The sequence below is a fragment of the Cryobacterium levicorallinum genome (assembly GCF_004402405.1).
In the GTDB taxonomy this organism is placed as follows: Bacteria; Actinomycetota; Actinomycetes; order Actinomycetales; family Microbacteriaceae; genus Cryobacterium; species Cryobacterium levicorallinum.
The window spans coordinates 365,909-388,052 of the sequence record NZ_SOFE01000014.1; the positions used below are offsets into that span (position 1 = coordinate 365,909).

At 59.5% G+C, this 22,144-nt stretch carries 19 protein-coding genes; 17 read left to right on the plus strand and 2 right to left on the minus strand.

Going from position 1 to position 22,144, the window contains the following annotated elements; all coding sequences use genetic code 11:
• Window positions 1–78 precede the first annotated feature (78 nt).
• The 12 genes from E3O11_RS09000 to E3O11_RS09055 all read left to right on the plus strand — a co-directional run bounded on the left by E3O11_RS09000 (window position 79) and on the right by E3O11_RS09055 (window position 12,941).
• Entirely contained in the window at window positions 79–1,002 is a 924-nt protein-coding gene (locus E3O11_RS09000) for an ABC transporter permease (RefSeq protein WP_233195027.1), read from the plus strand.
• The gene (locus E3O11_RS09005) at window positions 999–2,444 is read left to right on the plus strand and encodes an iron-containing alcohol dehydrogenase (RefSeq protein WP_092448148.1); all 1,446 of its coding nucleotides are present in this window, start codon (window positions 999–1,001) and stop codon (window positions 2,442–2,444) included. The genes E3O11_RS09000 and E3O11_RS09005 overlap by 4 nt, the downstream gene beginning before the upstream one ends.
• Window positions 2,444–3,955, plus strand: a complete 1,512-nt coding sequence (locus E3O11_RS09010) for a xylulokinase (RefSeq protein WP_092448149.1) — start codon at window positions 2,444–2,446, stop codon at window positions 3,953–3,955. Before E3O11_RS09005 ends, E3O11_RS09010 begins: the two co-directional genes overlap by 1 nt.
• Window positions 3,952–4,821, plus strand: a complete 870-nt coding sequence (locus E3O11_RS09015; RefSeq protein WP_092448150.1) for an HAD-IIA family hydrolase — start codon at window positions 3,952–3,954, stop codon at window positions 4,819–4,821. The genes E3O11_RS09010 and E3O11_RS09015 overlap by 4 nt, the downstream gene beginning before the upstream one ends.
• A gap of 116 nt (window positions 4,822–4,937) precedes the next feature.
• Entirely contained in the window at window positions 4,938–5,921 is a 984-nt protein-coding gene (locus E3O11_RS09020; RefSeq protein ID WP_198415578.1) for a thiamine pyrophosphate-dependent dehydrogenase E1 component subunit alpha, read from the plus strand.
• Window positions 5,918–6,949: an alpha-ketoacid dehydrogenase subunit beta gene (locus tag E3O11_RS09025; protein ID WP_092448151.1), complete on the plus strand. Its 1,032-nt coding sequence runs from the start codon at window positions 5,918–5,920 to the stop codon at window positions 6,947–6,949. Before E3O11_RS09020 ends, E3O11_RS09025 begins: the two co-directional genes overlap by 4 nt.
• 37 nt (window positions 6,950–6,986) lie before the next feature.
• On the plus strand, window positions 6,987–7,229 hold the full coding sequence (locus E3O11_RS09030; RefSeq protein WP_092448152.1) for a biotin/lipoyl-containing protein: 243 nt from the start codon (window positions 6,987–6,989) through the stop codon (window positions 7,227–7,229).
• A 62-nt stretch (window positions 7,230–7,291) separates the two neighbouring features.
• Window positions 7,292–8,998 (plus strand): glycerol-3-phosphate dehydrogenase, encoded by a 1,707-nt coding sequence (glpD, locus tag E3O11_RS09035; RefSeq protein WP_092448153.1) that lies wholly within the window; start codon window positions 7,292–7,294, stop codon window positions 8,996–8,998.
• Window positions 8,995–10,551, plus strand: coding sequence for an FGGY family carbohydrate kinase (locus E3O11_RS09040; protein WP_092448154.1), 1,557 nt, complete (start codon window positions 8,995–8,997; stop codon window positions 10,549–10,551). Before glpD ends, E3O11_RS09040 begins: the two co-directional genes overlap by 4 nt.
• Window positions 10,552–10,585: 34 nt before the next feature.
• A complete protein-coding gene (locus E3O11_RS09045) occupies window positions 10,586–11,458 on the plus strand; it encodes a class II fructose-bisphosphate aldolase (RefSeq protein ID WP_092448206.1) in 873 nt (290 codons plus the stop codon).
• Between the two features lie 26 nt (window positions 11,459–11,484).
• Window positions 11,485–12,132, plus strand: coding sequence for a 2-oxo acid dehydrogenase subunit E2 (locus E3O11_RS09050; protein ID WP_198415579.1), 648 nt, complete (start codon window positions 11,485–11,487; stop codon window positions 12,130–12,132).
• Between the two features lie 83 nt (window positions 12,133–12,215).
• Window positions 12,216–12,941, plus strand: a complete 726-nt coding sequence (locus E3O11_RS09055; RefSeq protein WP_134495480.1) for a lipoate--protein ligase family protein — start codon at window positions 12,216–12,218, stop codon at window positions 12,939–12,941.
• 53 nt (window positions 12,942–12,994) lie between these two features.
• Here E3O11_RS09055 and E3O11_RS09060 read toward each other — a convergent pair whose 3' ends face one another.
• The gene (locus tag E3O11_RS09060; protein ID WP_092448207.1) at window positions 12,995–14,530 is read right to left on the minus strand and encodes an FGGY family carbohydrate kinase; all 1,536 of its coding nucleotides are present in this window, start codon (window positions 14,528–14,530) and stop codon (window positions 12,995–12,997) included.
• Between the two features lie 83 nt (window positions 14,531–14,613).
• Window positions 14,614–15,561, minus strand: a complete 948-nt coding sequence (locus tag E3O11_RS09065; protein WP_092448158.1) for a beta-keto acid cleavage family enzyme — start codon at window positions 15,559–15,561, stop codon at window positions 14,614–14,616.
• A gap of 257 nt (window positions 15,562–15,818) precedes the next feature.
• Between E3O11_RS09065 and E3O11_RS09070 the strand changes: the two genes are divergently transcribed.
• The 5 genes from E3O11_RS09070 to E3O11_RS09090 all read left to right on the plus strand — a co-directional run bounded on the left by E3O11_RS09070 (window position 15,819) and on the right by E3O11_RS09090 (window position 22,093).
• Window positions 15,819–17,084 carry an epoxide hydrolase family protein gene (locus E3O11_RS09070; protein WP_166787540.1) on the plus strand — a complete coding sequence of 422 codons (1,266 nt, stop codon included), beginning with the start codon at window positions 15,819–15,821 and terminating at the stop codon, window positions 17,082–17,084.
• Window positions 17,085–17,253: 169 nt separating this feature from the next.
• A complete protein-coding gene (locus E3O11_RS09075) occupies window positions 17,254–18,408 on the plus strand; it encodes a sugar ABC transporter substrate-binding protein (protein WP_092448160.1) in 1,155 nt (384 codons plus the stop codon).
• 96 nt (window positions 18,409–18,504) lie between these two features.
• A complete protein-coding gene (locus tag E3O11_RS09080) occupies window positions 18,505–19,554 on the plus strand; it encodes an ABC transporter permease (RefSeq protein ID WP_092448161.1) in 1,050 nt (349 codons plus the stop codon).
• Window positions 19,555–19,634: 80 nt separating this feature from the next.
• A complete protein-coding gene (locus E3O11_RS09085) occupies window positions 19,635–21,086 on the plus strand; it encodes a sugar ABC transporter ATP-binding protein (protein ID WP_158251574.1) in 1,452 nt (483 codons plus the stop codon).
• Window positions 21,086–22,093 carry an ABC transporter permease gene (locus E3O11_RS09090; protein ID WP_092448163.1) on the plus strand — a complete coding sequence of 336 codons (1,008 nt, stop codon included), beginning with the start codon at window positions 21,086–21,088 and terminating at the stop codon, window positions 22,091–22,093. Before E3O11_RS09085 ends, E3O11_RS09090 begins: the two co-directional genes overlap by 1 nt.
• The last annotated feature ends 51 nt before the right edge of the window (window positions 22,094–22,144 follow it).

A 22,144-nucleotide genomic window follows, 5' to 3' on the forward strand; every position in this document is an offset into this window, starting at 1 on the left:
GACAGTGCCGCCGCTGCGCCCTCCGACCTCGGCACCGGGTCGTGGAAGTCAACCGCCGGAAGCAAGATGGCGTCGGTTATGGGCAGTGTTCCGGGCCCCCTTATCGGCCTGATCATCATCTTCATTGCGCTGTCATTTCTTTCCCCGTTCTTTCTCACACCGCGCAACCTGCTCAATATTCTGAGCCAGGTTTCAGCAATCGGCGTGATGTCGGTTGGTGCTGTCCTGATTATTATCATCGGGGGCATCGATCTCTCCGTCGGCTCGGTGGTGGCTTTGAGCTCCATGTCGATGGCGTGGCTATTCCGAGTTGCCGAGCTCCCCTTTGAAATTGCCCTCGTCGGCGGACTGGTTGTCGGCGCATTGATCGGATTGATCAATGGTCTTCTGACTGCATATGGAAAGCTTCAGCCGTTCATCGCCACACTCGCAACGATGTCTGCGGCTGCGGGCCTCGCCCTCTTCCTCACGAATGGAAACCCGGTCAACGGGTTCCCGCAGTGGTTCTTGGCGATTACCTCAACCAGTTTCATCGGCATCCCGATTCAGGGAATTGTCCTTATTCTGATCTTTGCCATTACGGCATTCTGGCTCCGGTATCGGCCGAGCGGTCGAGCGCTTTACGCCATTGGTGGAAATGAAGAGGTAGCACGACTTTCGGGCCTGCCGATCCGACGGGCCAAAATAGCCGTTTACGTGATTGCCGGGATTCTCGCGGCGATTGCTGGCCTCCTCGTTACATCGCGGCTCGACTCCGCCCAGCCGACCGCTGGAGTCGCCGATCTGCTTAATGTGATCGCCGTCGTGGTAATCGGCGGGGCGAGCCTGTCTGGCGGCTCCGGGAGCATGCTCGGCACTTTCGTCGGCCTCCTGATCATCGGAGTGCTCAACAACGGGATGTCGCTTCTCAATGTCTCCCCCAACCTCCAGCCCGTTGTCGTCGGCTTCGTCATCGTTGCCGCAGTCATGACGGATCGACGCACTAGCCGGAAGAAATCATGACTTCATTCTTAGACATCTCGGATCCCACTGATCTAGACAGCTTGCGTCTGGTTATTGCCGCTGCTCCCGGCGCGGACGAACTGGTACCGCTGGGGCTGCGGCTTCTGGACATCTCGCCGCTTGCCACCGACAGAATTAGCGAGGTGGTCGGCGAGGAACTGCGCCTGGCCGGTCGGGTGAGCGCCGGGGCCAAGGTTATTATCCTGGTGGACTCGACGACGATCCTGCGTGATGGCGAAGACTTGAAAGCAAAAATCGCCGACCTTCTCGTCGAAAACTTCAGTGTGGAAACCTACGTTCTCGGCGATGACGCTCATCTGCTGGCCAACGAGGCGTCGCTGGATCTGGCCACCGAGGCGGTCCGTTCCGCGGAGTGTGTTGTCACCATCGGCGGCGGCACGATCACCGACATCGGCAAGGTGGCCACAAATCGAAACGGCGACATCCCCCTCGTCGTCGTGCAGACGGCCGCGTCGGTAGACGGCTTCACGGACAACGTGTCCGTCATTCTCAAGAACGGCGTCAAGCGCACGGTCCCGTCCCGATGGCCCAACGCTGTTCTTGCCGACACGGTGACGATCGCGGGCGCTCCTCGGGCAATGAACACGGCCGGTTTCGGCGAAGTTCTGTCGCTTTACACGGCCCCGGCCGATTGGTACCTCGCCTCCCTCTTCGGTCTGGATTCGACCTTTCACGAAACGCCCCGCGACCTATTGCTGGCATTTGCGGGTGACGTCAGCGAGTGGGGAAACGGTCTTTCGGATGGCGACAGCGCCTCGGTCGAGCAACTCACCCGAGTCTTGGCCATTCGGGGAATCGGCACCGGCGTTGCCGGCACGACCGCGTGCCTGTCCGGGGTTGAGCACGTCATCAGTCACATGCTCGACATGTACTCGGGATCGCACCACCTGCCCATCGGTCTTCACGGCGCGCAAGTGGGGGTGGCTTCCCTCATCGGAGCGGCCGCCTGGCAGCTTCTGTTCGAGCGCCTCGGCGAGGGCGCACCGGCGCTGGACTTCCCCACCGATGATGAGCTCGAGCTACGCGTGCGCTCCGCGTTCGACTGGTGCGACCCGACGGGGGAAAAGGGCGCCGAGTGCTGGGCGGGTTACAGTGCGAAGCTCGCGGATTGGCGCGAGAACAAGCCTCGCGCGCTAGCGGTCCTGCAGGACTGGAAAGACTACGAGCCGGTATTCTCGGGATCGCTGCCGACGCCGGACACGCTCTCCAGCGGACTTCGCATCGCCGGGGCGCCCTCCCAGCCGGCACAGCTCGGCGAGTGGGTCACCGCCGATGTCTGGAAATGGGCCGTACTCAACTGCCTCTTCATGCGAGACCGTTTCACGGTCGTCGATCTGCTCTTCTTTTACGGCTGGTGGACCGCCGAAGATGTTGACCTTGTCATTGCTCGGGCCGCCAGCGCATCTGTAGCGGAAGGCTGATGACCCAAGATGTTGTGGTGTCCGTAGATTGCTCGACCACGGGCGTCAAGAGTGTGGTGTGGGATTCGCAGGGACGGCTCGTCGGTGAGGGCCGGTCGTCCTTAGATCTGAGTATTCCGTCCATCGGTTACGGCGAACAAGACCCGCGTCAATGGTGGAGTGCCATGTGTATTGCCGTCACCGAGGCGGTGCGAAACGTGGACGCGCATCGGATCGCATCAATTTGTGTCACCCACCAGCGCGAAACGTTTGTCTGTTTGGATGGCTTCGGAGAGCCTATTCGCCCCGCCATGCTGTGGTTGGACGCCCGGGCAACCTACGAAGTAGAGACCGCAGGCACCAAACGCGTGCACGACATCACGGGTAAACCACCGAACACAACGCCCGCGTTCTATAAGCTGCTCTGGCTCCAGTCGCACGAGCCAGAAACGCTGCGCCAGACCAAACACGTCGTCGACGTGCACGGATACCTCGTCCATAAGATGACGGATCAATGGCTCACATCCGTGGCCAGCGCCGACCCTCTCGGGCTGGTGAACCTGAACACGGCGGACTACGACGATGAGTTGGTGAGAGAAGCGGGACTTCACCGAGACCAGCTCAGCACCCTGGTTCCGCCGGGAATGGTCTTGGGCGAACTGAGCGCGGCGGCGGGATCTGCGCTCGGTCTCCCGGAAGGCCTGCGCGTGATATCGGGCGCCGGCGACGGACAAGCCGCCGGACTGGGTGCGGGCATCACCGAACCCGGTAGGGCCTACCTCAATCTCGGCACCGGGTTGGTAGCGGGCACCTACAGCGACACCTATTCACCGAATTCCGCCTACCGTGCGCTCACCGGGTCTATTCCGGACACCTTCACGTTCGAATCCTTTATTGGTGCCGGAACCTACATGATCAACTGGTTCATTGACACATTCGTCGAGAAATCTCCAGACGTCCACGAACCCGCTGGCACCATTGAGAAGCGCCTGGAGCTAGAGGCTGCGCACATCGCTCCGGGGTGCAACGGTCTGCTCGTGGTCCCTTACTGGAACGGGGCACTGACCCCGTACTGGGACCACAACGCACGCGGAATAATCCTCGGCCTGACCGGCATCCACAGTCGAGCGCACATTTATCGCGCGGTACTGGAGGGTCTGGCTTATGAACTTCGCCTCTGTTTCGATCGAGTTGAACTTGGTCTGTCGGAACCGATCTCACTCGTTGTAGCCATGGGAGGCGGCACCCAAAGCGCGTTGTGGTGTCAGATCCTCGCCGACGTACTGCGGCGCCCCATTCTCATCTCGGGACAGCAGGAGAGCACGTGCCTGGGCGCGGGAATGCTGGCGGCGGCCGGAGCTGGGATCTATCCCACAGTGCGGGAGGCCAGCTCTGCAATGACCTCCTTCGGTAAACGGTTCGACCCCAATGAAGACCTGGCGGAGACCTACGACCGATTCTTCGCGGTTTATCAAGAAATTTACCCATCAGTGCGCCCCGTTTTTTCTGCCCTCAAGAAAGCCCTGACATGATCACATCGACACACGCCAGCGTCGAATCTCTGCGAACTTCTCCCCTTCGTATCTACCCGGCTTACGTCTTCGACCTCGACGGCACCATTTACCTCGGCGATAAATTGCTCCCCGGTGCTCGGCGACTGATCGAATACCTGCAGGAACGCGGGAGCCGGACGGTTTTCCTGTCGAACAACCCCACGCTCGACCCGGGAATGTACGTGGAAAAGTTCGAGCGTCTGGGCCTGCAGATTAACGAATCAGACGTGGTCAATTCTGTGGTGAGTATTGTGGCCTGGCTGCAGCGGGAGCATCCGGGCGCCGTGGTATTTCCGATCGCGGAAGCACCCCTGATTCGGGCCCTCGGGAACGCCGGAATTCGCATGTCCGAAGATCCCCAAGAGATCGACATCGTCATCGCCAGCTACGACCGCACGTTCGATTACCGAAAGCTTCAGATCGCTTTCGACGCCATTTGGCAATTCGGTCGCGCCATCTTGGTCACGACCAATCCCGATCGATTCTGCCCATTCCCCGGCGGCCGCGGCCAGCCCGATGCGGCGGCCATTGTCGCAGCGATCGAGGCGTGCACGGGCGTCAAGAGTCAGGCCAATGCGGGCAAACCGGATCAGATCATGATCGACACCGTGATCGAAGCGCTCAAAATGGATGTCCGTGACTGCATCATGGTCGGCGACCGTCTGTACACGGATATTCAAATGGCTCTCAACGCGGTCATGGATTCCGCCCTCGTGCTCACCGGCGACAGTTCAATCGCCATGGTGGAAGAGCGTGAGAGCGATCAGCGACCATCCTTTGTGCTCGACCGGGTCGATCATTTGATTCCGACCCAGCTTCGAGACGAACTCGGTTGGAATATCTAGCGGTCGCCTTGCGTCGCCAACATAGACCCGCGTAGAATAGTCAATCACAGGCAGTATATATATTCAGGCTCTCTGGATGTTGAGTCCAACGCAGGCGTTGGTGAAAGGCGGTTCCGATGGCAGATTTGTCACGCGATACTCTGCTCGAGATGCAGAGGCGCATGTTGCGGATTCGAGCGTTCGATGAGCGAGCCTCGAAGATGGTCAAGCGCGGTCACATCCCCGGCACGGTGCACACCAGCATTGGTCAAGAAGCTCAGGTCGTCGGGGCGACTATGGCCCTCGGCGACGGTGACTACATGTCCGGGAACCACCGCAGCCACGGCCACCCGATCGGCAAAGGCTCACCGCTGGGTCCGCTAATGGCCGAACTCGTCGGCAAGGCAACCGGAGTCTGCAAGGGCAAGGGCGGCTCCCTTCACCTGGCCGACTTCGCCGTGGGAAGCCTCGGCGAGTCGGGAATCGTCGGTTCCTCGATTCCTATCGCCACCGGCGCAGCGCTGTCGTCGAAAGTCTTGAACAACGGCAAGGTTGCTCTCGCGTTCTTCGGAGATGGGGCAGCCAACCAGGGCGTCCTCTACGAGTCGATGAACCTCGCTGGCGTATGGAAGCTTCCCATGATCTTCCTATGCGAGAACAACCAGTATGCGCTGAGCACTCCCGCGCACACGGTTACGTCCGGCGTCATCGCCGAGCGTGCGGCCGGCTTCGGAATGCCGGGTATCCGGGTCGAAAATGGCCAGGACATCCTCGCCGTGTATGAAGCAGTGAGCGCAGCGGTCGATCGCGCTCGTGCTGGCGAGGGCCCCTCGCTCGTTGAAGTTGTGACCTACCGCTACAACGAGCACTCCGAAGGCCTTCGTCTCAAGACGGACTACCGGGACGCCGACGAGCGCGCCGCCTGGCTCAGCAAAGATCCCATCGTTATGTTCCGCGAGTACCTTGAGGGCCAGGGATTCGATCCGGCACAGCTGGACGAACTCGAAGCCGATGTTCTCGCCGAGGTGGATGCTGCCGTCGAGTTCACCAACCAAAGTCCTTACCCCGATCCGTCAGTAGCCTTTGACGATCTCTATACCGACAAGGAGGTAGCGGCATGAGTGTAATGAGTTACTTGGGCGCCATCGGCGCCGCACAACGCGAAGCCATGGACGCTGATGAACGCGTCGTCATTATCGGCGAGGATGTCGAAGCAAACGTTTACGGCACCACCGGTGGCGGAAAGTCCCGCAGCGACAAGGGTGACTTCCTACAGATGTACGGAAAGAACCGGATCCGAAACACTCCAATTTCGGAAGAGGGAATTGTTGGCGCCGCCGCGGGCGCCGCTATGACCGGCCTGCGGCCAATCGTTGACCTCTCCTATTCCAGCTTCCTGTACATGGCCATGGACCAGTTCGTCAATCAGGTGGCCAAGAACCGGTACATGTTTGGTGGACAGGCTTCTATGCCGGTCGTCTTTCGCTCCGCCATGTTCTATGGCATGAATACGGGAGCTCACCATTCTGACCGCCCGTACCCGATGTTCATGAACGTGCCAGGGTTGAAGATCATCGCGCCGTCGAGCCCGTCAGATGCCAAGGGACTGCTTCGCGCCGCAATCGATTCCGACGACCCGGTGCTTACCTTCGAGGCCTGTCTCTTGTGGGGAACGAAGGAAGAGGTCGACGACAACGAATTCTGGATACCCCTCGGTGTCGCTCGCACTGTGCGTGAAGGTACCGACGTGACCGTGGTCGCCATTTCAGGTTCCGTTCCGGAGGCAATTCTTGCAGCAGAGGATCTTGCCGCCGAAGGCGTTTCGGTGGAAATTATCGACCCGCGCACGCTTGTTCCCCTCGATCGGGACGCCATAGTCCGTTCGGTGGTAAAAACTGGTCGCCTCGTCGTTGCCGAGCCCGCCCACCGCACGTGTGGTGCCGCCGCTGAGATCAGCGCCATCGTGGCTGAGGACGCGTTCGACGCCCTTCGAGCGCCGATCGTTCGCGTTACGGCTCCCGACATGCAGATACCGTTCAGCCCGTCGTTGGAGAGCCAGATGTATCCGACACGACTGACCATCGCCGCCGCGATTCGTCGTGTTCTCGATCTGGAACCTGCACTTACATCAGCGTCAATCATCCGCTGATTTACCGCACGAGCGCTTAAGAAAAGAAGGAAATCGCATGGCTAGAGTGGATGTTCTGTTGCCCCAGTGGGGCATGGGAATGAGTGAAGGCACCATCGTTGAGTGGCTCAAGAAGGTGGGAGACAAGGTTCAAGAGGACGAGCCTCTCGCGGACATCGAGTCGGAAAAAGTCGAAGAATCTCTCGAGTCGCCGGCTACTGGAACGCTCATCGAAATCCTCATGGCGGAGGGTGAGACCGTTCCGGTTCGCACCGTTATCGCGGTCATCGAGACGGACTAACCATGGCGGGCGGGCGGGGTGCGCAGTCAGGCCAACTTTCTACGAAAGACAGCAAGGAACTCATGTCGAACGAAGAAGTACAAGCGTCGCCACTTCCCGTGGTGCCATTTGATCTCATTGTGATCGGGGCTGGGATAAATGGCCTTGGCATAGCTCGGGACGCCGCCTCCCGCGGCCTGCGTGTGGCCGTGGTTGAACAAGACGACTTGTGCAGCGGTGTTTCAGCGTGGTCTGGACGACTCATTCACGGTGGTCTGAGATACCTTGAGCACAAGGATTTTGCCTTGGTGCGCGAATCGCTCAAGGAGCGAGAGCGCCTCTTCAAACTGGCGCCCCACCTTGTCCGTCCCGTTCCGTTGCTCATGCCGTTCTACGCAAAGAATAAGCGTCCGGCATGGTTGATCCGGCTGGGCATGATCGCCTATGACGTGTTGTCGTTTGATAAAACGCCGCCGAATCATCGCATCCTGTCCCGCGAGAAAGTGCTCGCGCGCTTTGGCGGAATGGAAAAAAAGGGGCTCGGCGGTGCGGCGCTGTTCATCGACGGCCAGGTTGAATACGCCGAACGCCTGTGCGTTGAGCTCGCCATCGCCGCGCAGGCAGATGGCGCCGTCATCCTGACACACTCCAGGGTGGACTCGCTCCTGTCGCGCGGTACGACCGTAACCGGCGTGCGCTACTCCGACGCTGCGACCGGTGAAAGCCGTGAAATCTATGGTTCCGTGGTTATGAATGCGGCGGGGCCCTGGTTGGACTGGGTGTTGAACGCCACGCCAAAATCCAATCTCGCCCAGACTGAGAAGCAGCTCATTGGCGGTTCAAAGGGCAGCCACATTATTGTTGACGCCTTCGAGGGCGCGCCCACTGACGTGGTCTACTACGAGTCTCAGTCCGACGGACGCCTTGTTCTGGTCATTCCGTGGATGGGGCGCTTTTTGATCGGGTGCACCGACGCGTTGTACGAGGACGAGCCGGGAACCGCGCGTGCGGAGTCCAATGAGGTTGAGTACCTCCTCGCCGAGGTGAACGCACTCATTCCGCAGGCGAAGCTCACCGTCGACGACATCCTCTTCACCTACAGCGGTGTGCGTCCGCTGCCGTATGCCCCCGGGGTGCCGGAGTGGAAGATCCCCCGGAGCCACGTCATTCATGACCACGCTGGTACTGGGCGAAAGGGCTTGTTCTCCGTCGTTGGCGGCAAGCTGACCACGTTCCGTCAGCTGGCCGAAGATGCCGTTGATATCACGTACCGCAGCCTGGGTCGACCGCGAACGAAAACCAGCACGCGGGATATGCCATTACCCGGCGCACGCGTGGCGAACTGGCCGGAATTTCAGAAGGCATTTATCGCTGCACCTGGCCTGGACCGGGAAACCAAGAAGCGACTCCTGAAAATTTACGGAGTTCGCGCGGATTCCGTGTTGGATCTCGTCAGGGCGGATGCCTCGCTCGGCGAAAAATTCGACCCACTGTCGAATGCGATCGCGGCAGAGCTGGTCTTTGCGGTGAAGTATGAAATGGCCAAGTCGCTGACGGACGTGTATGCACGACGCACCCTCATCGCTTTTGAACCCGATCACGGATTGGCTTCGGTATCTCGGGCAGCCGACATTTTGGGCGAGACTCTGGGCTGGGACGCCCAGCGGCGCGCGGTGGAAATTGCCGGCTACGAGAAGTGGCTGGAACATCTTGCTGTGCCCGGCCGCGCCCTGAAATCGCAGTCGAATGGTATTGCTGCGGCCGGCACCGGTTCAGGGGAAACCACGTGAGCAAGCACTATGTTCTTGCGCTAGATGAAGGATCCAGCAGCGCGCGAGCGATACTCGTTGATCCTGACGGTCGAATCGTAAGCGAATCCGCGACACCGATTAAGGCACGTTTCCCCTCTACGGGTTGGGTCGAACTTGACCCGTGGGACCTGTGGAACGCTGCGAAGGGGGCCATGGACCGAACCATGGCCCAGGCAGGAGTGACCGCTTCCGACATTGCCGCGGTCGGCGTGACTACCCACCGTGAAACCTGCCTCATCTGGGACCGTCAAACCGGGCAGCCGGTCTATAACGCAATCATGTGGATGTCGAAGCAGACAGATGACATCGTCGCTCGGTGGTCAGCCGACGGCCTCGATGGGCAAATCCGCGCCCGGACGGGGCTGCGCAACGACTCGTTCTTCTCGGCTGGCAAGCTGGCTTGGCTCCTCGAGCACGTGCCAGATGTGAGAAGGCGGGCGCAGCTGGGAGAACTAGCCGCTGGCACCGTCGAAACTTGGTTGTTATGGAATCTCACCGGTGGGCGCTCCCACCTGACGGATCCCAGTTCGGCTTCGCGTACCGCCTTGTTTAATATTGGCGAATGCAAGTGGGACGAATGGTTGTGCGCTGCGTACGGTATCCCGATGGAGTTGCTGCCTGAAGTCGTGCCATCCGACTCCTGTTTTGGCTATTTAGATGCTGCCGTGCTGCCGGGCGGCCACGCGGCGAGTGTTCCGGTAATGGCCATTTTGGCGGATCAGCAAGCCGGACTCTTTGGCCAGGCATGTCTGGAAGCCGGATCCGCGAAGAACACCTATGGAACGGCGGGTGTCCTCACGGTCAACGTCGGCGATGCACCCCTAATCGTTGACGGTATGACCAGCAGCGTCGCGTGGACGCTTGGCGGTCGAACGACCTATGAAGCCGAGGGCGTCGTTTTTCATAGCGGTCAAACTTTGCACTGGCTTCGCGACAAAATGCGGGCGATTGATTCTTCGGAAAGCAGCGAAGCGCTTGCTGCCAGTGTTCCCGACAATGGCGGCGTGTACTTTGTTCCGGCATTTGCCGGACTCTGCGACCCGCACTGGGACCGGAACGTTCGGGGTGCGATTGTTGGGCTCACGCTAGAAACTGGCATTGAGCACGTCGTCCGGGCGGCCCTAGAGGCAATGGCCTACCAAACTCGCGACAACATCGACGCCCTAGCCCGAGGTGGTATGCGCATACCCACCCTCAAAGTCGACGGTGGGGGGATTGCCAATGATTTCCTCTGCCAATTTCAAGCAGACATCCTCGGCATAGCCGTGCATCGACCGCATGGACTCGAACGCACTGCCCTCGGCGTAGCGCACGTCGCTGGATCCGGCGTTGGCCTGTGGAACGGGGCGGACGACATCGCTGCGTCCTGGCGAGTCGAGCGTGTATTTGAGCCAGCCATGTCGGAGACGCGGCGTGAGGAGCTCTACGCCGGTTGGCAGGATGCTGTCACTGCCGCCCGCGGGTTGCCCCTTCGCAAACCCTCCTCACAAATACTTCCCGCAGACAACCAGCCGCTGCTGGTTGCGCGCTAAAAATATCCCCAACACGAACGAAAGAGGAATGACCATGGGCAAATTTGACCCGGCAGAAATAGTTGAAAGCGCCCGTCGCGGAGGCTACGCCGTTGGCGGTTTCAACATGCACAACGTCGAGACAACACAGGCGCTGCTCCAGGCGGCCGAATTGGCGGATGCCCCTGTGTTCATGCAAGTGGGGCGCGCGGTAGTGCCACACATGGGTCTCGCCGAATCATTTCGGATGACACAGCGCGAACTGAGCAAATCAGACGCCCAAGCCGTCATTCACCTTGACCACGGAACGTATGACGAAGTTTTCGAAGCCCTGCGGCTGGGCTTTGACTCCATCATGTTCGACGGCTCCCACCTGGACTTTGAAGACAATATCAAAGCCACGAAGTATGTCGTAAAAGTTTGTCACTCATTCGGCGTTCCGGTGGAAGCTGAACTGGGCAAGATCCCGGATGCGAATACGGCCATCAACTGGCCGGACTTCTACACGAGCGTGGACGAAGCTGAACGCTTCGTCGCTGAAACCGGGGTCGACTTTCTGGCAATTTCGGCCGGGGTTATGCACGGTGTGACGGCTACGGAGCCGTTGCCCCTCGACATTGAACGCATTGCGCGCATTCGCGACGTGACCGGCATCCCCCTGGTCCTTCACGGCGCATCCGGCGTTCCGCTCGATGACATTCGTGCTGCGATCGCTGCGGGGATTAACAAACTCAATGCCGACACCGACCTGCGTCATGCTTTCCGCCGCGGTATAGAAGAAACCTGGGCACTAGGCGATCGTCAGTTAGAAGACGGAATGGCTGAAGGCCGGCGTCAAATGATCGAAGCCACCGTTCAGAAGATGCGCGAGTTCGGCTGCGCAGATCGATCGCAGAACCAGAATCTCGCCCAGGCAGTCACGGCATGAGCGACACAACGGCTGCGCCCGTCGGAGTGACAACGCCGCTGAAAGGGATCCGGCGCACAGCTGCACGTCGTATGGTAGCGGCGTGGGAAGCGCCAGTCTTCCACCTGACCATCGAGATTGATATGACGGAAGCTTCGAAGGTAAAGCAGGTTGTGCCGGAAGCGACCGTCACGGACGTCCTGGTCGCAGCAGCAGCTCAGGCGCTTATTGCAGTGCCAGCACTTAACAGCTACGTCGGTGACGATGAAGTGACCGTTTTTAGTGAGGCGAATGTCGGCGTCGCCGTGGCCACCGATAAGGGCCTCACGGTGCCGGTAATCCACGGTGCTGATCGCCTGACCATGACTGAGATCGCGGCACGCCGTCGTGAAGCTGTCGATCGCGCCCGCACAGGAACCCTGGTCAGGGACGACATCACCGGCGGAACCTTCACCATCTCCAACCTCGGGATGATGGGAATCGATCGATTCGATGCAATTCTTAACATTCCGCAGTCCGCGATCCTCGCTGTCGGGGCCACAAAGAAACGACACGTCTGGACCGAGGCGGGTGGCGAGTGGCTACCGATCGCGGAGTTCACTTTGACCTGTGACCACCGCTCAGTAGACGGAGCCACCGGCGCAACTTTCCTAAAGGCATTCAGTGATGCCCTCACCACTCCGATTGCCGTTTAGCCAACTCCCGCCGCTCGGATGAGTCGTCTGTGTCTGGAGTGACGACTCGCGGCCCGGAACCAGCCAATCTGCGAGAATCACGTATGGATGCATTGCTCGTCACTCACAGCGTCGGACACGGCGCAGCTGGGGATCTGGACGTATCTCTGCGAATGCTCAAGTACGTCGCGGCGAACCCAGAAACCCCCCGGCTGGTTCGGGTCTACCAGCCGGAGCCGACCGTTGCTTTCAGTCGACGCGAGAGCTTGCTCCCTGGATTCCCTGCTGCGGTGAGCGCAGCTGCCAGCCATGGCTTCACGCCTGTGATACGACCCGCCGGAGGACGAGCGGTTGCGTACGATGAATCATGCCTAGTCGTTGATCTCGTGAACGTTGAAGATGGTGCGTACGGAGGTCTCGATAACGAAGCTCATTTCAAGACGGTAGGGAATCAGTTCGCTGATGTCCTGCGAGAGTTGGGAGTGGATGCGCGGGTGGGTCCCGTGCCGGGCGAATACTGCCCCGGAACCTACAGTGTTAATGCCCGCGGCCAGGTGAAGCTCGTGGGAACGGCGCAACGCGTGACACGTGGCGCACGCCTCATGAGTGCCTCAATTCCCGTCGCTGAAACTGGTGCACTCATCGACGTTCTGGTCGCGGTGAACCGTGAGCTCGACTTCGCCTGGAACGAACGCACATTCGGGTCGGTGCTCTCTGAAACGAGCGGAATGACCGCCGGCGATGTTACCGACTCCATCGTTCGGGCGTTTGCTGGTCATCGGAGCGGCGAAATTCAGTATCACGTCTTAGCGAATCGCCTGGAATCATGATCCACGAATGAATTCAGGGGGCGAAACAGTCGTTGCTTCTGGCGTGGCATTGGTCAGCTTGGATTTTTTTCTTCGTCGCTCGGTAGGTAATCGGCAGAACGCCCACGGGAGCGGGCGACAGCCGATCGCCAGCGTTCTCTGCGTACGAGAGATTGCACTGGGTCCATGCCGGGAAGGAAGACTGAGGTTTCGCGGGGGAGTCGTGCGCATTCGTCGGCGCTCCATAACCCCGACGAGATGCCCGCCAAATGGGCGGCCCCGGTAGCTGAGAGCTCCGCGATATTGCTACGAATGACGTCTCGTTGGCTAAAATCTGCTTGCAGCTGCATGAGCCAATCGTTCTGTGACGGACCTCCATCGGTGAGTACGGTCTCTATTCGTGCACCCAATAGCTGTTCGACGGCCTCGAATAGAGCTTCCGTCTGAAGAGCCACCGATTCGAAGGCTGCACGGGCCAGCTCAGCGGGTTTGGTTCCAAGACCAAACCCACAAATCACAGCAACCGCTTTCTCGTCCCAATAAGGGGCACCCAGGCCTGCAAAAGCAGGTACCAAGTCCACACCTTGGCTCGTGGAAACTGTCTGGGCGATTGCACTCAACTGTCCGGGGCCCATTCCCAGCAACTGACCCAACCATAGGAGAGTGGCGCCGGTGGAAAGAATTGTGCCCTCGAAAGCGTATACCGGATCAGGGGTGGCCCACGCGATGGTGCGCACCAAACCCCTCCCGTCGGCAGGGTCTGGCGCGCCCGGTTGGAGCAATCCCATGACCGAGCTGCCGCTGCCATGCGTCGCCTTGACTTGTCCAGGGCCTCGAACCCCGTGAGCAAAAAGAGCCGCGTGAGAATCGCCCAGTACTGCGTAAATCCGAGTATCCGCAGGCAGCACTGGCACACCCACAATGGGGCCAGTTGGTTCGCTTGATGCCGCGAGACGCGGCATGCACTGGAGAGGAATCTGAAAAAGCTCGAGGAGCTCGAGATCCCAGCTCGCTGACTCGAGATTCAATAGTTGAGTGCGGCTCGCGTTGCCGAGTTCAATCCGATGTTCCCCGGTAAGAGAATGAACAAGCCAGGAGTCCACGGTGCCGACTGCAATACGACCGGCCATCGAAGCGGTTCTATCAGGGTCGATCTGGTCAAGCAGCCATTGGATTTTCAGAGCCGAAAACATGGGGTCAAGCGGGAGCCCCGTCTTGTGGCGCACAATGTCGCCCCAGCCCAGATCCTCGTATTCCGCTACCCGACTTGCTGTTCGACGGTCTTGCCAGCCGAGCATGGGGCCAAGTGCCTTGCCGGTCTCCCGGTCCCAGACAACGGCCGACTCGCGTTGGTTGCTCAAGCCGATTCCGCGAATGTCGACGTCACCATCCAGCCCTGCGAGTGCCGCAGTGATCGAACTAATAACACTCGACCTTATTTCCTCAGCGTCCTGTTCGACCCAGCCGGGTCGGGCATCTACCCGGGATACCTTGACGGAAGCACGACTAAGGATTCGCCCTTCTCCGTCGACGACGATTGTCTTCGTTGAGCTGGTTCCTTGGTCCACGGCCACAATTGCCGGGAGAACAATCTTGGTGCTGGGTGACATGTTGAACACCTATTCATCATTGAATGCAAGTTTCCAAGGCTCACATGACGTGTGCAACTTGTCAAAGATTCGCCGGAAGTGAATTACTTGATTTTGTACAGAGCTCTGGTCTCGTCCGGGGTTGCAATGGGGCGGCCCACCTCACGGGCGATTTCCTGGGCCTGCTGAAGCAGCTCAAGGTTCGTGGGGTTGCGGGCCGGATCGTAGAAGAGTTCCAGTCCAGTCTTAATGTGGCCCCCGAGCTCGATGGCCCTGCGGAGGATCGAGGTGTCGTCGAGTGCCCCTTGGCCCCAGATCGAGATGTACCAGGGGTGCTTCACCTTCGCTTCCTCGATCATCGAGAGGTAGTAATACAAGCTCTCCAGAGTCGGCTTCATGCCGTTCGTTCCGATGGGTTTCGTAGCGGTCAGACCATAGTCTCCGATGAGGTAGAAATCCCACATCGATCCGGGCGTGGAGAGCCCGTTGTTGACATAGTGCATGGCGTGCCGGAGGTGCCCTGGTTCGTAGACGCCGAAGACCATGGGGGTATTGTGCTCGCGCAGCATCCTGATTTGGCTGGCAACGCGCTCGTAGTTGAAACCGAATTCGGGGCCGATGAGGTAACCATCGGCATCCGTTTCTGTAGCGAAGAGCGTGAGCCCGGTGTCGACACAGGCGATTCGAACGTTTGCGTTCTCGACGAGGAAGGGTACGTGCTGAAGCCCGTTCTCGTCTCCCTTGAGGCGAAGGTTATTACAGGTGGTGGGGTACCAGGTGATGTCGGGATGTTTCTGCAGCACCTTGTCCCAGGTGCGCATGTAGTCCTTGTACGCGTCTTTGCCCATGAGATCGAAACTGGTGTTGTGTGCGTGGATCGCGCCCGCGCCGGCCTCCCAGCACCGAATAGCATCTTCCGCAATTTCATCGTAAGAAATTGGGGTGTTCGGGTTCATTTCTTTCGTGCGGATGCCGTTGATGTGAGACTCGATGATGACCGGATAATCCCAGTTCGGCTTCATATCTGCATATTTGTCGAGGGCAGTGCCCATGGTTCACTTCTCTTTCTCACGAGGGCTGCATGTGCAGCGATTTGATGCCTTCGCAAAGCCGAACAACGACGTTCGGTTCCCGTCCGCAGACTGTAGCGCAGGTGCTGGAGCTCAACTTCGAGTCGACCAGCCTTTCGCCGAACCGCATGAATAGACGAACGAGCGCAACTTCTCAGTTGGCACGATTCGTCGCCACATATACCCCGTCGGGATGTAAAGTGAATATACACGCAAATGCTGAATATAAAATTCGACACGTGTCCTGCACTGAACAAGGAGGTTCAAGATTGTCAAATTCTTTTGATGTTCGTCCGTACGAGATCCGTATCCCCGATGCAGATCTTCACGACATGATGGAGCGGCTGAAGCGGACACGCTTTCCGCAAGACTTCGCCAACGAAGATTGGCGGTACGGATACAACACCGAGTATCACCGCACTCTTATCGACTACTGGATCAATGAGTATGACTGGCGTGCTGTGGAGCGCCGGATGAACGAGCTGCCACATTTCAAGGTCGACCTGATGGGCGTTCCCCTCCACTTCATCCACGTGCGCGGCAAGGGCCTAAACCCGAAGCCGCTGCTTCTCCACCATGGCTGGCCCTGGACTTTCTGGGACGTTCGCAAAATCATCGAGCCGCTGACCGACCCGGTGAAATTCGGCGGTCAGGAGTGTGATTCGTTCGATGTGGTTCTCATCTCTCTGCCCGGCTACGGGTTCTCCTCGCCACTGACGGAGACGGGGTGGAATTTCTGGAAGACCGCCGATCTCGAGAACGTCCTGATGAAGCAGGTGCTCGGGTATGAGCGCTATGCCACCGCTGGGGGGGACTGGGGGGCGCTGATCGCCCAGCAGCACGGGCACAAGTACGAATCCGACGTCATCGGCGTCTACACGCACTTTCCCGCTCAGTTGTCGCACTACCTCGCGGAGCATCCCGACCAGCCCGAGGGTGTCGAGTACGACCCTGCTCTGGGACTGCCGGCTTCGAGCGAATATTCGACTGACGAAGCAGGCTGGTTTGAACGCGGCAAGTTGTTCGTCGAGAATGAGAGCGGCTACGGGGAGCTCCAGTTGACGAAGCCACAGACGCTTGCGGCGCTCGTCGCCGACTCCCCGGCCGCCCAGTTGGCTTGGATTACGGAGAAGCGGTATTTTTGGGGCCTCGCGGAACGTGGTAGCGGCACGGAGGCATTCGAGGGTGTCTGGCCTAAGGAAGACTTGATCACGACCGCCGCGGTGTACTTTCTCACGGGAACAGGCGGAACGTCTTCCCGGTATTACTGGGAGTGCCGCGGGAACCCGTGGACGCCCAGTCATGACCGGGTCCCCGTCGTGGGAGTGCCGACCGCGGTTTCGATCTATCCGGGCGAGATTTACAAGCCGCCGAAAACCTGGACGGAGAAGTACTTTAACCTCCAGCAGTACCGGGTGCACAGCAGCGGTGGCCACTTCGCGCCTCTGGAGGAACCGGAAATCTACGTGGCCGACGTTCGGGATTTCTTCCGAACTCTGAGCTGACGCCCCAAGAAGAGCTCCCCACGTCGGAGCCGAATTATAACGGTTCGGTCACGTGTGGGGCATTGACCGAAAACTTCTTGCATGTGCACGTCCACTCGCATAATGTCACTATGAATCAATACCGATCTACTGAATAAAAATGCAGTAGAACTAAATATAGGAGTCAAAGATGTCTCTCAAGAACAAACGCGGCGTTCTCCGCCTCGCGGCCTTCGCGGCTGTTGCTGCGCTCGCACTCGCCGGGTGCACGTCAACCGCAAGCGGAGCCGACAAGGCTTCCTCTGGGCCGATTGCTAAGGAGGACCTAGTCCTCGTTGCATCCGTGATCAACACCACCAACCCCTACTTCATCGCCAACATTGAGGGAGCGAAGGCCCTCTCCAAAAAACTGGACATTCCTCTCGAGATCATTGACTCGCAGGGCTCGTCGCAGACTGAAATCTCAAAGATTCAGGCGATTTTGGCGCAGGGCAAGAAGGTCGTGATGTTCGTCAACACCGTGGCGAGCTCGGACGCCCCGACAATCGTGGACGCCGTGGAGCGTGCCGGCGGTTTCGTATCGATCTGGTGGAACAAGCCCGACGACTTCGAGCCCTGGGACTCGGGCGACAACTTTGTGGCCTTTCAGAAGCACGCTGGCGTGGACTCAGGCCGCTGCAACGCTAAGGCAATCGGTGATTCGCTGGGAGGTAAGGGCAACGTGATCATGTTCCCTGGCGTGGAGGACAGCACGACCAGCGCGACGCGTGTCGCCGGCTTCGAAGCCGAGATGCGTGAGAACTACCCCGACATCAAAATTCTCGAGAAGCAGGCTTCGAACTGGGACCCGCAGCTCGCCAACCAGAATTCCAAGGACCTGATCGCGAAGTACGGGGATCAGATCAACGGCGTCTGGAGTGCCGATGACGGCATGCAGCTTGGCGCGATCCAGGCCTTCGAGGACGCGGGTTTGCTGGACAAGGTCAAGTTCGCCTCCGACGGTCTGTACCCCGACACCGTGGAAATGATGAAGAACGGCTACGGCAACAACGCCATTGTCGGGGAAACCTTCCACCGCGGCTACATGGCCTCCGCCATCGGCCTCTACACGGCCTACCTGGCCGCGACCGGAGAGATCGTCCCGTCCGAATTGCCCAAGGAGAAGCGCACGAGTTTCTTCGACATCAAGTGCGTCACGCCCGACACGCTAGACGACTACCTTCAGTACGACGGTCCCGATGCTGCAGCTAACTTCGTTGATGAGCTCATTAAGACTGGCCCGTGGGACACCGAGCCGGCGACTCTCGTCGGCGGCGGCGGACCAGAGGTCCTGCCCACGTCGTAGTATTACGGCCAGCCTGTTCCCGGCCCTCGTCAACAGACGAGGGCCGGGAACAGGCGCATCACCATTATGTGATCGGTATCTGCGAGGAGAATTTTCATGGTTCACAAAGTTTTAGCGGAACAGGGCGCGGGAGGCATAAATACCACCGCGATCAGGATCCGCGAATCCGGTATCGAGCGCCGCGCTCGGTTCCGGGGTCTGGCCGAGCCGCTGAGTCTACTCGTGGCTCTGGCCGTCCTTATCGGTGTTTTTTCCCTGTTTAACGAGCGTTTTCTGACGGCATCCAACTTTCAGAACGTGCTCACCCAGTCCGCCATTCCCTTGATCGTTGCCGTCGGCGCGACCCTGGTCATCCTTCTCGGATCCATCGACCTGTCCGTGGAGGGGGTCATGGGGGCAACCGGAATGACCTGGATCCTCCTCAGCGCCAACTCGCGTGGAGGAGCGGACCTGGGACCATGGGCTTGGGTCATCGCCCTCGGCGTGGCCGTCGTGCTGGGTGTCGCCAGCGGCCTCATTTTCACCGCACTAAAAGTGCCCTCTTTTATCGTCACCCTGGGAATGTGGTACGTAGGGCTCGGAATCGCCACAATGCTCTACGGGACCGACCTTCTCCCTCGCCTCGAAGACGAGGCGCTCAGCGGCTGGACTTCGCACATTACCCTCGGTCTGCCTAACTCCTTCTGGGTGGCGCTGATCGTTATTGGCCTCGGCATACTCGTTCTACGCAGTACCCGAATCGGCCGGGTAACTCTTGCTATTGGAAACAGCGAGACGATCGTGCGCTCGGCGGGCCTTCCCGCTTTCCGCGTCAAGGTTGCCGTCTTCGCCATTGCCGCTGTGCTCAGTGGCCTCGGCGGAATCCTTGCCACCGTCCAACTCGACATCGGGTCGCCCACCGTAGGCTCCGGTGTGCTCTTCATCGTCATCCCTGCGGTTGTCATCGGAGGTACGCACCTCGGCGGCGGAAAAGGGGGAATCCTGCGCACCGTACTGGGCGTGTTCTTGCTGACGATCCTCAATAATGGACTCATCCTCTCCGGCGTCGAATCGAGCTATCAATCGGCCGTCACCGGAGTGATCCTGGTCGCAGCAATCGTGTTCGCAGCGTGGTCTCAGCGCGACAGATTGCGGGTGGCAAAGTGAGCGACGTGACCACAACTCCCGCAGTGCTTCACCTGGACGCAGTCTCTAAAAGCTTTGGATCGAATCATGCCGTTCGCGGTGTGTCCCTCAGCATTCGATCCGGTGAGGTCATCGGCCTTATTGGAGAGAACGGCGCTGGCAAGTCCACGCTACTAAAAATACTTTCGGGCAACTATCGGCACGATGGAGGAACAATCGCGGTAAACGGACGGGAAGTCCAGTTCCGCGGACCAGCCGATGCCTTGCGCGCAGGGATTGGGGTCGTGCACCAGGAGCAATCACTGTTCACGAACCTCACCGTCGCCGAAAACATCGAGGTCAACACCCCAATCGGCCGGGGCGGGATCAACCGGTTGGGGCTATACAACTGGCGACGCCTCCACGCGGACGCAGCCAAGGCGCTCGACCTCATCGGATCGCACTTGAATCCGAGAACGCGGGTCAGCGACCTGTCATTCGTTGATCGCCAGATGGTGGAGATCGCACGGGCGATCCGGGTAAGTGCCTCCAGCCACACGACTCCTCTCGTGATCCTCGACGAACCGACCGCGATTCTGGAGAGAACGGAGACCGAAATTCTGGAGAGGGAAATCTCCAAGCTTCGCAACATCGGCTCGGTAATCTTCGTCTCGCACCGACTCGACGAGGTCATGCGTATCTGCGATCGCGTCGTCGTCATGCGCGATGGCGAGTTGATCGCCGACCGACGAGTCGATGACGTGACCGAAGAGGAACTATTCCGGCTCATGGTCGGTCGGGAAACTCATGCCGCCGTTCGAGACCGCCACAGTATTGAGCCGGACAGCAGCCCGGTCATCTCGATCCACGATCTCACGAAGGCCGGCGCCTATACTGAGGTATCGATCGATGCCTACCCGGGTCGCATCCTGGCCATTCTTGGTACCAGTGGTTCCGGCCGAGAGTCCGTAGCGCGAGCGATATTCGGGGCAGAGGGCTTCGATTCCGGATCCATCTCGATCGCGGGTTACTCCGGGCACCACTTGTCCATTAAGAAGGCCGTCGCCCTTGGTGTGGGCTACGTTCCCGCGGAGCGCAAGACTGAGGGAATGGTCGGGGAAATGCCGGCGGATCAAAACATCACGCTCACGCATCCAGGTTCCGCCGCCATCGGGCCGTTCGAGCTTCCCCGACGCAGGCTGTCTCTGGCACGTATGTGGTTTGAGAAGCTGGACATCCGGCCTCGGGAGCCCGAGCACATGCTTCAGGACTTTTCTGGCGGTAACCAGCAGAAGGTCGTCCTTGCCAAGTGGTTGAACTCTTCGGAGCTGAAGGCGCTCGTACTTGACCACCCACTCCGAGGCCTCGACCCGGGCGCGGGTGAGACAGTCAAAGCGCAGATCCGGTCGGTATGCGATGACGGAACCGCGATCATCCTCATTCCCGACACGATCGAAGAGGCGCTTGACATCGCCGACGACATCGTGGTGATGCGAGACGGTCGGATCTCAGGCGTCTACGACCTTGGGCACGATAATCCCGCCACTCTGGACCTGCTCGAAAGGATGCTGTGATGTTCAAGACTGACAGCGAGACAACGAAGATCGCCGTGCCTGCCCGCGAAAAGTTGCAGTCTATGAAGCGCATCGGAGGCTGGCATGCGATTGGCCCGATTGTCATTTTCCTTGCGATACTCGCCGTTGTTGCGATCCTCACGCCAGCATTCATCGGGAGCGGAGGGCTCGCGGTAATCGCGTCGTCGTCGGCCCCCATCCTGTTGCTGGCACTCGGGCAGGCCATGGTGCTCAACGTCGGGTCGATCGACCTGTCGAATGCCGCGATCGGGTTGCTGGGCGCAATTCTTCTTGCACTCACGCTCGGGCCCGTAGCGGGACTATCTCCGATCATCGTGCTCCTGGCCACCACCGCCTTTGGCGCCGTGAACGGTCTGATCCTGGCATACGCGCAGGTACCGTCCTTCGCGCTGACACTGGGCACGTTGGGAATTTTTCAAGCAGTCGCGCTCGTGGTCAGCGGCCGGACGACCGTCTACGTCGCCAGCAACGGGGAGGGCGTCCACTCGTTGTACGAAAGCGGGATCGCCAATGTGCCGATGACGTTCTGGATGGGCGTCCTGCTTGCGGTCGCTCTCTGGGTGCTTCTGCGGTACACCCGCATCGGCCGTGGAATGACGGCCATCGGAAAGAACGAATCCGCAGCGATCTTCTCCGCGGTGCGAACGCGCGCGCTCAAGGTACTCGCCTTTGCTCTCTCCGGGTTTGCCGCCGGACTCGCCGGCATCGCGATCATCGCGCAGGCGGGGTCAGCGTCACCCACCGGCCTGGGCAGCGACCTGCTGCTGCCCGCCATCGCCGCAGCTCTAATCGGAGGAACGTCGATCTCCGGAGGTGTAGTTAATCCGCTCACAGTGATTTTCGGAGCGCTGACCATTGCCCTTGTTCCCATCGCGACGACCGCGGTCGGCATCGAGGCCCAAGCGCAGAGCCTGGTCTACGGCGCGGTCATCATCGCGGTGGTTGCCCTCACCATGTCGCGCAACAAATCAAGCATTGTTAAGTAATTAACGTAACGAACAAGCGCAAGTAACAAACGCAAGTAACAAACGAGAGGG